14 protein-coding genes and 1 tRNA gene are annotated in these 16163 nt (G+C 53.8%); all 15 read right to left on the reverse strand.

The window, feature by feature from the left end; translation table 11 throughout:
- Window positions 1–268: GTP-binding protein (locus MJO47_RS15290; RefSeq protein WP_253962030.1), on the reverse strand; the 268-nt coding region annotated here is incomplete at its 3' end.
- A 20-nt stretch (window positions 269–288) separates the two neighbouring features.
- On the reverse strand, window positions 289–2367 hold the full coding sequence (fusA, locus tag MJO47_RS15295) for an elongation factor G (protein WP_253962031.1): 2079 nt from the start codon (window positions 2365–2367) through the stop codon (window positions 289–291).
- 36 nt (window positions 2368–2403) lie between these two features.
- The gene (gene rpsG / locus MJO47_RS15300) at window positions 2404–2874 is read right to left on the reverse strand and encodes a 30S ribosomal protein S7 (RefSeq protein ID WP_253962032.1); all 471 of its coding nucleotides are present in this window, start codon (window positions 2872–2874) and stop codon (window positions 2404–2406) included.
- A 22-nt stretch (window positions 2875–2896) separates the two neighbouring features.
- A complete protein-coding gene (gene rpsL, locus MJO47_RS15305; protein WP_155876883.1) occupies window positions 2897–3268 on the reverse strand; it encodes a 30S ribosomal protein S12 in 372 nt (123 codons plus the stop codon).
- 164 nt (window positions 3269–3432) lie between these two features.
- Window positions 3433–7599, reverse strand: coding sequence for a DNA-directed RNA polymerase subunit beta' (gene rpoC / locus MJO47_RS15310; RefSeq protein ID WP_253962033.1), 4167 nt, complete (start codon window positions 7597–7599; stop codon window positions 3433–3435).
- A 27-nt stretch (window positions 7600–7626) separates the two neighbouring features.
- Window positions 7627–11736, reverse strand: coding sequence for a DNA-directed RNA polymerase subunit beta (gene rpoB, locus MJO47_RS15315; protein ID WP_253962034.1), 4110 nt, complete (start codon window positions 11734–11736; stop codon window positions 7627–7629).
- A gap of 83 nt (window positions 11737–11819) precedes the next feature.
- Window positions 11820–12203, reverse strand: a complete 384-nt coding sequence (gene rplL / locus MJO47_RS15320; RefSeq protein ID WP_253962035.1) for a 50S ribosomal protein L7/L12 — start codon at window positions 12201–12203, stop codon at window positions 11820–11822.
- Window positions 12204–12256: 53 nt separating this feature from the next.
- Window positions 12257–12775 carry a 50S ribosomal protein L10 gene (gene rplJ, locus MJO47_RS15325; RefSeq protein WP_253962036.1) on the reverse strand — a complete coding sequence of 173 codons (519 nt, stop codon included), beginning with the start codon at window positions 12773–12775 and terminating at the stop codon, window positions 12257–12259.
- 222 nt (window positions 12776–12997) lie between these two features.
- On the reverse strand, window positions 12998–13699 hold the full coding sequence (gene rplA, locus MJO47_RS15330) for a 50S ribosomal protein L1 (RefSeq protein ID WP_253962037.1): 702 nt from the start codon (window positions 13697–13699) through the stop codon (window positions 12998–13000).
- 12 nt (window positions 13700–13711) lie between these two features.
- Window positions 13712–14134, reverse strand: a complete 423-nt coding sequence (rplK, locus tag MJO47_RS15335) for a 50S ribosomal protein L11 (protein WP_253962038.1) — start codon at window positions 14132–14134, stop codon at window positions 13712–13714.
- A 36-nt stretch (window positions 14135–14170) separates the two neighbouring features.
- Window positions 14171–14704, reverse strand: coding sequence for a transcription termination/antitermination protein NusG (gene nusG, locus MJO47_RS15340; protein ID WP_253962039.1), 534 nt, complete (start codon window positions 14702–14704; stop codon window positions 14171–14173).
- A 15-nt stretch (window positions 14705–14719) separates the two neighbouring features.
- A complete protein-coding gene (gene secE, locus MJO47_RS15685) occupies window positions 14720–14932 on the reverse strand; it encodes a preprotein translocase subunit SecE (protein WP_371926708.1) in 213 nt (70 codons plus the stop codon).
- Between the two features lie 5 nt (window positions 14933–14937).
- Window positions 14938–15014, reverse strand: a tRNA-Trp gene (locus MJO47_RS15345).
- Window positions 15015–15056: 42 nt separating this feature from the next.
- A complete protein-coding gene (rpmG, locus tag MJO47_RS15350; RefSeq protein ID WP_253962041.1) occupies window positions 15057–15206 on the reverse strand; it encodes a 50S ribosomal protein L33 in 150 nt (49 codons plus the stop codon).
- 54 nt (window positions 15207–15260) lie between these two features.
- On the reverse strand, window positions 15261–16163 hold a 903-nt coding region (gene tuf / locus MJO47_RS15355), incomplete at its 5' end, for an elongation factor Tu (RefSeq protein WP_253962040.1).

Here is a 16163-nt window from a genome sequence, read left to right on the forward strand (position 1 = left end):
TGACGTAGTCGGCGTGGCCGGGGCAGTCAACGTGGGCGTAGTGGCGCTTTTCAGTCTCATACTCGACGTGGGCGGTAGCGATGGTGATGCCGCGCTCGCGCTCCTCGGGAGCGTTGTCGATCTGATCGTAACCTTTGTACTCGGCGCCGCCCTTGGCTGCCAGAACCTTGGTGATGGCGGCTGTCAGGGTCGTCTTGCCATGGTCAACGTGACCAATGGTCCCGATATTGACATGGGGTTTTTTTCTCTCGAATTTTGCCTTTGCCATAACTAAACCCTCCTCGGCAATTAGCCCTTAACCTTAGCAATGACCTCGTCGGAAATTGCCTTAGGTACCTGCTCATAGTGGTCAAAAACCATGGTGTAAGTAGCGCGTCCCTGTGTGGCACTGCGCAAATCGGTGGCATACCCGAACATATTGGCCAAAGGAACCTGGGAACTAATCACCTGAGCAGCACCACGAGCTTCCATCCCCATGATCCGACCCCGACGACTGTTCAGGTCACCGATTACATCACCCATGTACTCTTCGGGAACGACGACTTCAACGGCCATGATCGGCTCAAGGAGGACAGGGCCGGCTTTTGCCGCACCCTCTTTAAAGCCCATGGAACCAGCGATCTTAAAGGCCATCTCGGAAGAGTCGACATCATGATAGGAACCGTCAAAACAGGTAACCTTAACATCGACGATGGGGAAGCCAGCAATGACGCCGTTCTGAGCAGCCTCTTCAGCCCCCTTGCCAACAGCGGGGATGTATTCTTTGGGAATAACACCGCCCTTGATGGCATCGACAAACTCAAAACCGGCGCCGGGTTCCTGCGGCTCAATACGCAGCCAACAGTCACCATACTGACCACGACCACCGGACTGGCGAACGAATTTACCCTGTACTTCAACCGTCTTGGTGAGCGATTCGCGGTAGGCGACCTGGGGAGCACCCACATTGGCGGCAACCTTGAATTCACGCATCATGCGGTCAATGATAATCTCAAGGTGAAGTTCACCCATACCGGAAAGAATGGTCTGCCCGGTCTCTTCATCCGTATGAACGCGAAGCGAAGGGTCTTCCTGGACCAGTTTGCCAATGGCAATGCCCATCTTTTCCTGATCTGCTTTAGTCTTGGGTTCAACGGCAATACTGATAACCGGCTCGGGAAACTCCATCGCCTCAAGAAGACAAGCATCCTTTTCAGAGCAGAGAGTATCGCCTGTTGTCGTATATTTCAAGCCGACAGCCGCAGCGATGTCGCCCGAGTAAATTTCTTTGATTTCTTCACGCTTATTGGCGTGCATCTTCAAAATACGGCCGATACGCTCTTTCTTATCCTTAGTGGAATTATAGACGCTCGAACCGGACTCAAGGACACCAGAGTAAACACGGAAAAAGGTCAACTGCCCGACAAAAGGATCTGTCATGATCTTAAAGGCAAGAGCCGCAAAAGGACCACTATCGTCGGCAGGACGCGTAATTTCTTCCTGAGTCGCAGGGTCAACCCCCTTGATCGGCGGCACGTCCGTCGGAGCTGGCATATAATCAACGACAGCATCCAGAAGATTCTGAACACCCTTGTTCTTAAAAGAAGACCCGCACAAAACAGGATTGATAGCCAAGGCCATTGTAGCCTTGCGAATACCCGCCTTGAGTTCCTTATTGGAGATCTCCTCGCCACCGAGATACTTATCCATCAAAACATCGTCATGAGAACAAACTTCCTCGACGAGTTTTTCACGCGCCTCCTGAACTTCATCCACCATCTCAGCAGGAATCTCGATGATGTCATATTTCGCGCCAAGAGACTCGTCGTCCCAAACAATGGCACGCATCTCAACGAGGTCAACAACACCCTTGAAATAATCTTCTTTACCAATGGGGAGCTGAATCGGCACAGGATTGGCGCCAAGACGGTCACGCATCATGCTTACGCCACGACTAAAGTCAGCGCCGATGCGATCCATCTTGTTGACGAAAGCCATCCGAGGAACGCCATACTTGTCTGCTTGGCGCCAAACGGTTTCAGACTGGGGTTCAACACCACCCACAGAACAGAAAACAGCGATGGCACCATCAAGCACACGCAGTGAGCGCTCTACCTCGATGGTAAAATCAACATGGCCAGGGGTATCGATAATATTGATGCGGTGCTCGCCCCAAAAACAGGTAGTCGCAGCAGAGGTGATCGTAATGCCACGCTCTTGCTCCTGCTCCATCCAGTCCATAGTGGCGGCACCATCATGGACTTCACCAATCTTATGGGAAACACCGGTGTAGAATAGAATACGTTCGGTCGTCGTAGTTTTACCAGCATCAATATGGGCCATGATGCCAATGTTACGCGTTTTAGCAAGTGATACTTTTCGTGCCACTGTCATTGATCCTTTCAGGGTCCCGCGATCGCCAGCCTACCAGCGGTAGTGAGCAAAAGCCTTGTTCGCCTCAGCCATACGGTGAGTATCCTCTTTCTTCTTCACAGAAGCACCGCGATTATTGGCGGCATCAAGAAGCTCCCCAGCCAAACGCTCTTCCATCGTCTTCTCGCCACGAGCGCGGGAATAAGTCATAATCCAACGCATCGCCAAGGCATTTCGACGGTCCGCGCGAACCTCAACCGGAACCTGGTAAGTCGAACCACCGACACGACGAGACTTAACCTCCACCACCGGACGAACATTCTCCATGGCCTTCTTAAAAACATCCAAAGGCTCATCATCGACCCGCGAGGAGATCAAATCGAAGGCACCATAGACAATACTCTCAGCGGTGCTCTTTTTACCATCCAGCATCAGGAAGTTAACAAACTTCGCCACCAGACGATCACCATATTTAGGATCGGGGAGAATAACCCGCTTAGCAACTTCTCTTCTTCTCGGCATAGCTTCCTCTCAGCCTTTTACTTTATTTAGGGCGCTTGGCACCGTATTTAGAACGACCCTGCTTACGATTCTTTACACCAGCAAGGTCAAGGGTCCCACGGACGATATGGTAACGAACGCCAGGCAAGTCCTTGACGCGGCCGCCACGAATCAAAACCACAGAGTGCTCCTGCAGATTATGGCCCACCCCGGGAATGTAAGAGGTCACTACGACACCGTTGGTGAGACGCACACGTGCCACCTTGCGAAGAGCAGAGTTCGGCTTCTTCGGAGTCGTGGTATAGACGCGGGTACACACTCCACGCTTCTGAGGGTTACTCTTAAGCGCAGGCGCGGTAGACTTTCTTTCTTTTTTTTCGCGTCCATTGCGGATCAACTGATTAATAGTCGGCATCTACATACTCCCGATAAACGTATTCTCAATGTTGAAAGAACAAAAGATTTACAACAGGGGAAAAACCCGCAAACATTATCAATCAGCCCCAACTTTGTCAAGGCATTTTTTAGGCCACTGCTAAAAAAGACGCAGTGGCCTAATTTCAACGTATTTTTAAACAGTTATTCGACAGAAATGTCTTCACTTTCTTCGGCGATATCCTCGTCGAGATCTTCCTCGTATACCTCTGGCACCTCTTCAGGTTCCTCAATATTGAGCTTAGCGCTACGGTACTTGGAAATCCCGGTGCCGGCAGGAATCAACCGTCCCATGATGACGTTTTCCTTGAGTCCGCGCAGAAAGTCAACCTTTCCTTCGATAGCAGCCTGGGTCAAGACCTTGGTGGTCTCCTGGAAAGAAGCCGCGGATATAAAGGACTCGGTCGACAAGGAGGCCTTGGTAATACCCAGCATCAGGGGCTCACCGACGGCCGGCTGACCGTCTTCAGACATAACCCGCTGGTTTTCCTGTTCGAATTCCCAACGCTCTACTTGATCATCGAGCAGGAATCGCGTATCACCGACCTCTTTAATGCGAACTCGGCGCAGCATCTGGCGCACGATCGTTTCAATATGTTTGTCATTGATCTTAACACCTTGAAGCCGATAGACCTCCTGTACCTCATCGACGAGATACTTGGCCAATTCCTTTTCGCCCAGAACACGGAGGATATCGTGAGGGTTGCTGGAACCATCCATCAAAGCCTCGCCCGCCTTGACAGAATCCCCTTCATGGACGCTGATATGTTTCCCTTTGGGAATCAGATACTCCTTGGGCTCCCCAATCTCGGGGGTGACAATGACCTTCCGTTTGCCTTTGGAATCCTTGCCATAGGAGACCACGCCGTCAATTTCGGAAATAACGGCAAACTCCTTGGGCTTACGGGCCTCGAAGAGCTCGGCGACACGGGGCAGACCGCCGGTGATGTCTTTGGTTTTGGTGGTTTCCCGTGGAATTTTGGCCAGAATATCGCCGGCGCCGACAATTGCGTCTTCGGCCACGACAATGTTGGCACCGACAGGCAGCATGTAGCGAGCAGCCGCCCCATTGGGCAATTTGACCGTCTTGCCATCCTCATCCTTGAGGGTGATGCGAGGACGACGGTCTGCCGCCTTCGATTCGATGATAACCTTACGGGACAGACCCGTAACATCATCGAGCTGCTCTTCCATGGTCAGGCCTTCAACAACATCACCGAAGCGGATTCGACCGGAACCTTCAGTGAGGATCGGCATGGTGTAGGGGTCCCACTCAGCCACCAGGTCACCTGCCTTGATGGCCCCGTCAGGACCGACACGTAGTTTGGCGCCATAGACAACACCATAGCGCTCCCGTTCACGCCCGGTTTCATCGATAACCGCAACCTCGCCGTTTCGATTCATGACAACATGGAAGCCGGCGCTGTCTACAACCGTGTTCAGGTTGATGTACCGAAGCGTTCCGTCAAAACGGGCCTCAAGTGAGGTCTGTTCGGCACGGCGCGAGGCAGTACCACCGATATGGAAAGTACGCATGGTCAGCTGCGTGCCAGGCTCACCAATGGACTGGGCAGCAATAACGCCGACAGCCTCACCCAGGTTGACCATATGCCCGCGAGCCAGGTCGCGACCATAACAGGTCGCGCAGATGCCGCGACGACTTTGGCAGGTCAGCACAGACCGTATTTTAAGTTTCTCAATGCCCGCGTTCTCGATTTTGGCCACCAGGGTTTCATCGATTTCCTGATTCGCCTCCACCAGAATGTCGCCCGTTACTGGGTCCAGTACGTCTTCAAGGGCAGCCCGGCCGAGAATCCTGTCCCCGAGCGGTTCGATGACCTCCCCGCCCTCCGTGAGGGAGGATACGAGTATGCCGTCGAGAGTGCCGCAATCCTGCTCGGTGATGATGGCATCTTGGGCCACGTCAACCAGACGACGCGTAAGGTAACCGGAGTTGGCCGTTTTGAGCGCCGTGTCAGCCAGACCCTTACGAGCACCGTGGGTCGAGATGAAGTACTGAAGAACGGTCAGACCCTCACGAAAATTGGCAGTAATCGGGGTTTCGATGATTTCGCCGGAAGGCTTGGCCATCAGTCCGCGCATACCCGCCAGCTGGCGAATCTGCTGAGCACTGCCTCGGGCACCCGAATCAGCCATCATATGGATGGCATTGAAAGAAGGAATTTTGACCTGCTCACCGGACTCCGGGTCCGTCAACACATCAACCGAGAGGTTGCCGAGCATGATACCGGCGATATCCTCCGTACACTTGGCCCAGATATCGATAACCTTGTTGTAGCGCTCGCCATCGGTGATCAGACCTTCTGTATACTGGTTCTGGATTTCCGTAACTTCCTGAACGGCCTTGTCAATATAGTCCTGCTTGGCGGCCGGAATAACCATGTCGTCGAGACAGATGGAAATGCCGGCAATGGTAGAAAAGCGGTAACCTGTATCTTTAAGACGGTCAGCAAGTATGACTGTCTCCTTCGGCCCTGCCAGACGGAAGGCCGTATCGATCAACTCGGCTACCTGTTTTTTGGTCATGGTCCGGTTGATGTGCTCGAAGGGAATGGAAGCCGGAACGATCTCCCGGAGCAGCACCCGCCCTACCGTCGTATCGACCAACGCGGATTCACGCCCTTCCCCGGTCACCATGCGCACTTTGATCTTGGCCTGCAGATCAGCCTCGCCCGCGTCATAGGCGATGCGAACTTCTTCGGGAGAGAAGAAGATTTTGCTGTCACCTTTTACAAAAGCCCGCTCACGCGTCATGTAATAGAGACCAAGAATCATGTCCTGTGAGGGCACAATGATGGGTTTGCCATTGGCCGGGGACAGGATATTGTTGGTCGACATCATCAGTACGCGCGCCTCAATCTGGCTCTCGATGGAAAGAGGCAGATGCACGGCCATCTGGTCACCGTCAAAGTCGGCGTTAAAAGCAGTACAGACCAAAGGATGCAACTGGATGGCCTTACCTTCGATGAGAACCGGCTCAAAGGCCTGAATGCCGAGACGATGCAGGGTCGGGGCGCGGTTGAGCATGACCGGGTGCTCGCGAATGACTTCGTCGAGAACATCCCAGACCTCGGGCTTTTCCTTCTCAACCAGCTTTTTGGCACTTTTGATCGTGGTGCAGTAGCCCCGTTCTTCAAGTTTGTTGTAGATAAAGGGCTTGAACAACTCCAGTGCCATCTTCTTGGGAAGACCACACTGGTGGAGCTTGAGCTCAGGGCCGACGACGATAACGGAACGGCCAGAATAGTCGACGCGCTTACCCAGCAGATTCTGGCGGAAGCGACCGCCCTTTCCTTTGAGCATGTCCGAAAGCGACTTCAGCGGACGCTTGTTGGGGCCGGTGATGGCCCGCCCACGGCGACCGTTATCAAAAAGGGCATCCACCGACTCTTGCAGCATCCTCTTTTCATTGCGGATGATGACCTCGGGGGCCCGCAGTTCAATCAGACGCTTAAGGCGATTATTACGATTGATTACCCGCCGATAGAGATCATTGAGGTCCGAGGTCGCAAAGCGACCTCCATCCAGAGGTACCAGCGGCCGCAGTTCTGGCGGCAGAACCGGGATCGCTTCGAGAATCATCCACTCGGGACGGTTGCCACTCACCTTGAAGGCTTCCACGACCTTCAGGCGCTTGGCGACCTTTTTGCGTTTGGCTTCGCTGGCGGCCTCGCGCATCTCGACGCGCAGAGATTGGGACAGTTCGTCGAGCTCAATAGTGGTCAGCAGCTCCCTGACCGCTTCGGCACCCATGGCAGCCGTAAACTGACCAGCAAACTCGTCCATCAGTTCACGATACTTGTCTTCGCTCAGGATCTGGCCGACGGCGAGAGTGGTATCTCCCTTATCCAGGACGACATAGGCCTCAAAATAGAGGATCCGCTCAACCTCCTTGAGAGTAAGATCGAGCAATGTCGCAATACGGGAAGGCAGCGACTTGAGAAACCAGATATGAGCCACCGGACAGGCCAAATCAATATGGCCGAGACGCTCCCTTCGCACTTTGCTGGGAATGACCTCAACACCGCATTTTTCGCAGACAATGCCGCGATGTTTCATCCGCTTATACTTGCCGCAATTGCACTCATAGTCCTTCGTCGGGCCGAAGATTTTGGCGCAGAAGAGGCCATCGCGCTCCGGCTTGAAGGTGCGGTAGTTAATGGTTTCCGGTTTTTTGACCTCACCAAAGGACCGCTCACGGATCTTGTCCGGCGACGCCAGTGAAAGACGGATCGAATTAAAATTGAGGGGATCCTTCGGTCGCTCAAAAAAGCTGAAAATATCGTCCAAAGCACATCCTCCTTATAGGATGGTGGTTTATTCTTCTTCCTCTTCGAGGAGTTCCACATCGAGGCACAGAGACTGCAATTCCTTGATGAGCACGTTGAAGGATTCGGGCAGTCCGGCCTCCAGCGTGTGCTTCCCTTTGACTATGGCTTCGTACATCCGGGTCCTTCCTGCCACATCGTCCGATTTGACGGTCAGGAATTCCTGCAGGGCGTGTGCAGCACCGTACGCCTCAAGAGCCCACACCTCCATCTCACCGAGTCGCTGGCCACCGAACTGGGCTTTTCCGCCCAAAGGCTGTTGCGTAACCAGGCTGTAGGGCCCAATGGAACGAGCGTGAATCTTGTCATCGACCAGGTGGTGAAGTTTGAGCATGTACATAATGCCCACGGTAACCTTCTCGAGGAACGGTTCGCCGGTCTTGCCATTGTACAAGGTCATCTGACCGGAACTGGAGAAGCCCGCCCGCTCGATTTCGCCCTTGATCTGCTCTTCGTTCACCCCTTCAAAGACGGGCGACGCCATGGGAACCCCCTTGGAAAGGCGGCGGGCCAGGGCCATCAGATCGTCCTCATCAAGACCGTCGATAAACGAATCAAGCTCCTTGTTGCCATAGATGGACTTGATCTTCTCGCGAATCTTTTCCGGGCTGAACTGGTTGTCTACAACCTCCTGGATACGCATCCCCAGGCCACGTGCGCCCAAACCTAGATGGATCTCCAGAATCTGCCCGATGTTCATACGGGAAGGAACACCCAGGGGATTGAGAACGATCTCAACCGGGGTGCCGTCTTCCATGTAGGGCATATCCTCCTCGGGGAGTATCCGAGACAGTACACCCTTGTTGCCGTGACGGCCGGCCATTTTGTCACCGACGGAGAGCTTGCGTTTGATGGCGATATACACTTTAACCATCTTGATGACGCCGGGGGGCAGATCATCGCCACGCTTGAGCTTTTCGATCTTGTCGGCAAAAACGCCGCGGATCAATTCCTCGCGTTCATGCAGATGCGCCAGCACAGTAGCAACTTTATCTTCAACTTCCGGGGCGTTGGCGAGGGAAATCTCCTGCCAGCGTTTGAGGGGCACAGCGGAAAGGAGTTCTTCCGTCAGCTTCTGTCCCTTAGGCAGCAAAGTCTTGCCCGTTTCGTCGACAATGGCGACGGCCGAAGTCTGTTGCGCCAGCAGGGAAAGCATTTTCCCGCGGGCGGACTCGCGGATAATGCGTATTTCGTCATTCTGGTCTTTAAGCAGCTTGTCGATTTCAGTCTTTTCGATATGCTCGGTGCGGGTATCTTTATCGATCCCTTTGCGGGAAAAGACACGAGCCCCGATAACCACCCCTTCGACACCAGGCGGTACGCGCAGTGAAGTGTCGCGAACGTCCCCGGCCTTTTCGCCAAAAATCGCCCGGAGCAGCTTTTCTTCCGGCGAAAGCTGGGTTTCTCCTTTCGGCGTGATTTTTCCGACCAGAATATCCCCCGGTTTGACCTCAGCGCCAATACGGATGATACCGCTCTCGTCGAGATCCGCGAGGGCATCTTCGCCCAGGTTGGGAATGTCGTCGGTGATCTCTTCCTTACCGAGCTTGGTGTCGCGGGCGACGCATTCGAACTCCTCAATATGGATGGAGGTATAGCGATCCTCCTTGACCAGCTTTTCGGAGATAAGGATGGAGTCCTCGAAGTTGTAGCCTTCCCATGGCATGAAGGCGACCAGGACGTTCTGGCCCAAGGCCAGTTCGCCCCACTCGGTAGAAGGACCATCGGCGATGATCTCGCCGCGCCGCACCCTGTCACCTACCTTGACGATAGGTTTCTGGTTGAGACAGGTGTTCTGGTTGGAGCGCAGAAACTTGATGAGCGTGTAAATATCCACGCCGGTTCCTGACTCATCCAACTCGCCTTCGTCAATCTTGACGACGATGCGCGCCGCGTCGACACTCTCGACCACACCGTTGTGGCGCGCCACGACTGCTGCACCCGAGTCATGGGCGACAATGCGCTCCATCCCCGTCCCGACCAATGGCGCGTCGGCACGAAGCAGGGGCACAGCCTGTCGTTGCATGTTGGAGCCCATCAGGGCGCGGTTGGCGTCGTCGTTTTCAAGGAAGGGGATAAGCGCCGCGGCCACGGAGACCAGCTGCTTGGGCGAAACGTCCATCAGCTCGATCTCTTCGCGGTTCATCAGCATAAACTCGCCGTTTTTCCGGGCGTTGACCAACTCGTTGACGAAGGTGTTGTCCTCGTTCAACGGGGCATTCGCCTGCGCAATGGCGTGGCCTTCCTCTTCCAAGGCAGAAAAGTATTTGATTTCAGTTGTTACTTTACCCGCAGACACCAGGCGATAGGGTGTCTCGACAAACCCGTGCTCGTTGATGCGCGCATAGGTCGAAAGCGAGGCGATCAGACCGATATTCGGCCCTTCAGGGGTCTCAATAGGACAAACCCGCCCGTAATGCGTTGGATGAACGTCACGGACTTCGAAGCCGGCCCTTTCTCGGGTCAGACCACCCGGTCCAAGCGCGGAAAGACGGCGCTTGTGGGTAATCTCGGAGAGAGGGTTGGTCTGATCCATGAACTGAGACAGCTGAGACGAGCCAAAGAACTCCTTTACAACGGCCGAAACGGGCTTGGAGTTGATCAGGTCGTGGGGCATGAGACTGTCGATCTCCTGCAGACTCATGCGCTCCTTGATGGCTCGTTCCATCCGGACGAGACCAACGCGGTACTGGTTCTCCAGCAACTCGCCAACGGCGCGGACGCGACGATTGCCGAGATGGTCAATGTCATCGATCGCTCCTTTGCCGTTTCGCAGATCGATGAGATAGCGCACCACCTCCAAGATATCTTCTTTGGTCAAGGTGGTCAGATCCAGAGGGGACTTCAGCCCCAGCTTATAGTTGAGCTTGAGGCGACCGACAACCGAAAGATCGTAGCGCTCCGAATTAAAGAAAAGGCTATCGAACAGGGCAGAGGCGCTACGGATGGTCGGGGGATCCCCGGGACGGAGACGCCGGTATATTTCGATCTTGGCGTCATCCGGCGTAGCCACCTTGTCAAGCTGCAACGTTTCGCGTAAATAGGGACCGACATAGAGGTTGTCAATGAAGAGCACCTTGAACTCGGTGATCCCCCTGGACAACAGCTCTTCGAGTTTGCTTTCTGTGATCTCTTCGTTGCACTCGACCACAATCTCACCGGTGGCCGTATCGACAATATCCGAGGAGGCCACTTTACCGACCACATCCTCCTTGAGGATTGAAATCGCTTCGATGCCCTTTTCCGCCAGTTTGCGGATGGCTGCTTTGGTAAATTTGCGGTTGGCCTTGACCAGAACCTCGCCATCGGGCGCCACGATATCACAGCTGGCCCTCTGGCCGGCGAGCAAGTCAAGATTGACTTTTTTCTGATAGTTATCGCCATCGACCACGATGGTATCAACATCATAGTAGTAATTGAGCAATTCTTCAGCCGTGTAGCCCAGGGCCTTCAGCAGAACAGTTGCAGGCAGCTTACGGCGACGGTCGATGCGTACATAGAGAATATCTTTATGATCAAAGTCAAAGTCGAGCCAGGATCCGCGATAGGGGATAACACGCGCACTGTAGAGAATCTTCCCACTGGAGTGTGTCTTGCCCTTATCATGGTCAAAAAAGACACCGGGTGACCGGTGCAACTGGCTGACAATAACCCTTTCAGTCCCGTTAATAATAAAGGTACCGTTTTCGGTCATCAGCGGGATTTCACCGAAATAGACCTCTTGCTCCTTGATGTCGCGGATGGACTGCACACCCGAGTCCTTGTCGACATCCCAGGAAACAAGACGAACGCGTACCTTTACCGGGGCGGCAAAAGTCATACCCCGTTGATGGCATTCATCCACGTCATACTTGGGAGTTCCCAGTGAATAGGCTACGTATTCAAGTGAGCTGGTTTCATTGAAGTCCCGGATAGGAAATACGGAACGAAAGACGGCTTCCAGGCCGACGTTCTGCCGGGCCGAAGGAGGTAGCTCCGCCTGAAGAAAACGCTTGTAGGAAGTCTTCTGGATATCAATGAGGTTGGGGATGTCGATGATCCTCTTGATCTCGGCAAAATGTTTCCTCAGAAGCTGGTTATTCGCGATCGAATAAGCCATGATTTCTCCTTTAGGTAACGAAAGTAGAATAGCCAAGGCCGCACAAGGCGACCTTGGCTAATGGCGAAACTATGGGAAGGGAACTACTTGAGTTCCACAGTGGCGCCAGCTTCGACGAGCTGCTTTTTGAGCTCTTCGGCTTCGGCTTTAGGCATGGCCTCCTTGACGGTCTGAGGAGCACCATCAACGAGATCCTTGGCTTCCTTGAGGCCCAGGCCCGTGGCAGCACGAACAACCTTGATAACGTTGATCTTTTTGTCGCCAGCGCTGGCAAGAACAACATCGAACTCATCTTTTTCTTCTACAGCAGCAGCACCACCAGCGGCAGGAGCGGCAGCGGCCACAGCGACAGGAGCGGCAGCGGAAACACCAAACTTCTCTTCGAGTTCCTTGACGAGCTCAGCCAGCTCAAGGACGTTCATTTTTTCAATAAATTCTACAACCTGTTCTTTAGTGATCTCAGCCATGATAAATATTCCTCCGTAACGTGTTATGCGTAAAATGGGGTAAAAGGGCTACATTAAGCCGCTTTTTTGTCTTGAATAGCTGCCAGGACCTGTACCAGGGAACGCGGAATAGCCGCCAGCACACCAACAAAATTGGTCGCGGGAGCATTAAGCGAACCGAGGACTTTAGCCAGCAGAACCTCGCGACTCGGCAACTCGGCCAAAGCCTCGATCTGTGCCAGTTCCAGCAGGTTGCCATTGAGCGAACCGACCTTCAGAGCAAAGGTCTTGTTGGTTTTGGCAAATTCGGACAGAATTTTGGCGGGAGCCACAGGATCCGCCCCGGCGATAGCGATCGCGGTAGGACCGGCAAGGTGGTCGGAAAGGCACTCACAGGAAGTTCCTTTGGCGGCCAGTTTCAACAGGGTGTTCTTGACAACGCGGTATTCAACTCCTGCCCCGCGAAGTTCACCGCGCAGCTTATCGACCTGCTCCACGTTGAGCCCACGATAGTCCGCAAGAAAGGCCGCTTTGGCCGAAGCGAGTTTTTCACTCAACTCGGCGACAATCTGTTCTTTGCTGCTTTTGTTCAACGTCTCTCCTCCTTTCATTGAGATTTGGGGATCTGCTTAGATCCCTTGCCCCAGTCTGAGGTCATGGAGTGAGACGAAATCGTCGATCCATTGTTCCAGCCTCGGCAGGCAGTCAATCTTTTAAGCGCATTCGGATAGCGCACCTGCTGTCTTTGACCGGGAGCGTTATGTAAACTACCAGTCGTCCTACCGTAGAGAGGACGACTGTCGTGCGAAGAAATCTTATTTGACCATCGCCTGCAGGGCAGCGACATCGATATTGAGGCCTGGCCCCATCGTACTGGAAATGCTGACTTTTTTAAGGTAAGTCCCCTTGGAGGTAGCGGGCTTGGCCTTAACAAGAGCATCAACGAGGCTGACTACGTTTTCCTTAAGTTTTTCAACGTCAAAGGAGACTTTGCCCACCGGAGCATGCACAATGCCGGCTTTTTCAACGCGATATTCGATTTTGCCCGACTTGGCCTCGGTCACTGCCCGCCCGACATCAAAGGTCACGGTACCGACCTTGGGATTGGGCATAAGGCCGCGGGGACCAAGCAACTTGCCGATTTTGCCGACCGTACCCATCATATCTGGAGTAGCGATAGCGGTGTCAAAATCGAACCAACCTTCCTGAATCTTGGCCACGAGATCATCCGCACCGACATAATCGGCCCCGGCTGTGGTGGCTTCCTGAGCCTTCTCACCTTTGGCGAAGACGAGAACCCTGACGGTTTTTCCGAGCCCGTTGGGAAGAACAACGGCACCACGAACCATCTGATCGGCTTTACGAGGGTCAACGCCCAAGCGGATGGAGACGTCAACCGTTTCGTCAAATTTGGCGAAGGAAGTCTCCTTGACAAGAGCAAGAGCCTCCTCAATCGGATAGGCATTTGTTCTGTCTATCTTGGCCTTAGCTTGAGTATGTTTTTTTCCTGCACTCATTTGCAACTCCAGTTATACGACTTCGAGGCCCATGCTGCGGGCGGTGCCTTCAATAGTAAGGATTGCCTTTTCGATATCAAAGGCATTGAGATCCGGCATTTTCAGCTCAGCAATCTCCCTGACCTGATCCTTGGTGACCTTGCCCACTTTGTTTTTATTAGGCACGCCGGACCCCTTTTGAATCTTGGCGGCCTTCATGAGCAGAACGGCTGCGGGCGGCGTCTTGGTGATGAAGGAAAAGGACCGGTCGGCGTAGACAGTAATGACGACAGGTGTGATCATTCCGTCCTGTGCCTGGGTCTTTGCGTTGAACGCCTTACAGAATTCCATAATGTTGACCCCATGCTGGCCGAGCGCGGGACCGACCGGAGGCGAAGGGTTCGCCTTGCCGGCAGGAATCTGCAGTTTAATCAAACCAACAACCTTCTTGGCCATGAGTGACTCCTTGAGTTTATCTTGTTAGAACCAGCCCTAGCTGGTTTTTTCTACCTGAATGAATTCGAGTTCGACCGGCGTAACCCGCCCGAAAATACTGACCATGACCTTGAGCTTGCCCTTGTCAGGCTTCACGTCTTCGACCACACCGGTAAAGTTAAGAAACGGACCATCAACGACACGTACCGTTTCGCCCACTTCAAATTCGACTTTCGGCTTGGGTCGTTCCACACCTTCTTCGATGCGAGAAGTAATCTTGGCAACTTCTTCGTCAGGTATAGAAGGAGGAGCAGTTCCTCCTCCGACAAATCCGGTAACCTTCGGTATATCTTTAACTATGTGCCAGGTTTCGTTGTTCAACTCCATCTGGACAAGTATATAGCCAGGAAAAAATTTACGGGAAGAGGTCTTGCGCTCTCCCTTTTTCAACTCAACCACCGTCTCGGAAGGGATCAATATTTCCCCAAAGAACTCTTCCGCTCCGAGCGATCGGATACGCTCCTCCAGATTGAGTTTTACTTTATTCTCGAATCCGGAGTACGTGTGTACGCCATACCATTTTTTCGCCATATCAGCTTCTCCCTATCAACTCAGGAGTGCGCGTATCACCGCGGAGAGAGCTGAGTCCACAACCCACAAAAACACGGCAACGACGAAGACCAGAACAATAACAACCGTTGTTGACGCGATTGTGTCCTTGCGCGTCGGCCAGGTAACTTTTTTAAGCTCACCCTTTACGTTCGTCAAAAACTCTGTCGTTTTGGCAAGCACTATAAAACCCCTTTGGAGGATGACCATCAAAATGGCAGGCCAGGAGGGACTCGAACCCCCAACACCCGGTTTTGGAGACCGGTGCTCTAGCCATTAGAGCTACTGGCCTGCATGCAGAAAACTGCGTAATTCCTCTTCCTGCCGTTCGCCCCTACTTGGTTTCCTTGTGAGGGGTGTGCTTCTGACAGAAACGGCAATATTTACTAAACTCCAGCTTGTCGGGAGTATTTTTTTTGTTTTTCGTGGTGGTGTAATTGCGCTGCTTGCATTCAGTGCAAGCCAAGGTAACGATATCCCGCATGGTGTCGTCCTTCAACTCCTCCCCTCTCACGAGGGGAGGAGGTTTTGAATGTTTTTACTCGATAATTTCGCTAACAACACCCGCGCCAACCGTACGACCGCCTTCGCGGATAGCAAAGCGCAGTTCCTTGTCCATGGCGATGGGGGTGATCAGGTTAACCGTCATGGCGACGTTGTCGCCAGGCATGACCATCTCGGTCCCTTCGGGCAACTCCACAATACCGGTAACGTCGGTAGTGCGGAAGTAGAACTGAGGACGATACCCCTTGAAGAACGGGGTGTGACGGCCGCCTTCTTCCTTGGACAGGATGTAGGCTTCTGCCTTGAACTTCGTGTGCGGCGTAATGCTGCCGGGCTTGGCCAATACCTGACCACGCTCGATGTCCTCGCGCTTGACGCCACGCAGCAGGACGCCGACGTTGTCGCCAGCCTGGCCCTGATCGAGCAGCTTGCGGAACATCTCGACGCCGGTCACGACAGTCTTGGTGGTGGCTTTCATACCAACGATTTCAACTTCCTCACCCACCTTAACGACACCGCGCTCAACACGACCGGTAGCAACCGTACCACGGCCGGAGATGGAGAAGACGTCCTCGACGGGCATCAGGAAGGGCCGGTCGATGGCGCGCTCGGGCTCGGGGATGTAATTATCAACGGCGTCCATCAGCTTCATGATGGCCTGCTCGCCCAGCTCACCAGCATCGCCCTCAAGGGCCTTCAGAGCCGAACCGGGGATGATGGGAATGTCGTCACCGGGGAACTCATAGGAAGAAAGCAGCTCGCGAACTTCCAGCTCAACCAACTCCATAAGTTCGGCATCGTCAACCATGTCGGCCTTGTTAAGGAAGACAACCATGGCGGGTACGCCAACCTGACGGGCGAGCAGGATGTGCTCACGGGTCTGGGGCATGGGGCCGTCAGCGGCCGAAACGACCAGAATAGCGCCGTCCATCTGGGC

Origin of the sequence: Desulfuromonas sp. KJ2020, from assembly GCF_024197615.1 — a bacterium.
GTDB lineage: Bacteria > Desulfobacterota > Desulfuromonadia > Desulfuromonadales > SZUA-540 > SZUA-540.

Coding starts and splice junctions, on each gene's coding strand:
- nusG (WP_253962039.1), bottom strand. CDS start 14,704: ATGGCGAAAAAATGGTATGGCGTACACACGTACTCCGGATTCGAGAAT.
- rplL (WP_253962035.1), bottom strand. CDS start 12,203: ATGGCTGAGATCACTAAAGAACAGGTTGTAGAATTTATTGAAAAAATG.
- rpoB (WP_253962034.1), bottom strand. CDS start 11,736: ATGGCTTATTCGATCGCGAATAACCAGCTTCTGAGGAAACATTTTGCC.
- rpsL (WP_155876883.1), bottom strand. CDS start 3,268: ATGCCGACTATTAATCAGTTGATCCGCAATGGACGCGAAAAAAAAGAA.
- rplK (WP_253962038.1), bottom strand. CDS start 14,134: ATGGCCAAGAAGGTTGTTGGTTTGATTAAACTGCAGATTCCTGCCGGC.
- rpsG (WP_253962032.1), bottom strand. CDS start 2,874: ATGCCGAGAAGAAGAGAAGTTGCTAAGCGGGTTATTCTCCCCGATCCT.
- secE (WP_371926708.1), bottom strand. CDS start 14,932: ATGGTCATCCTCCAAAGGGGTTTTATAGTGCTTGCCAAAACGACAGAG.
- rplA (WP_253962037.1), bottom strand. CDS start 13,699: ATGAGTGCAGGAAAAAAACATACTCAAGCTAAGGCCAAGATAGACAGA.
- rpmG (WP_253962041.1), bottom strand. CDS start 15,206: ATGCGGGATATCGTTACCTTGGCTTGCACTGAATGCAAGCAGCGCAAT.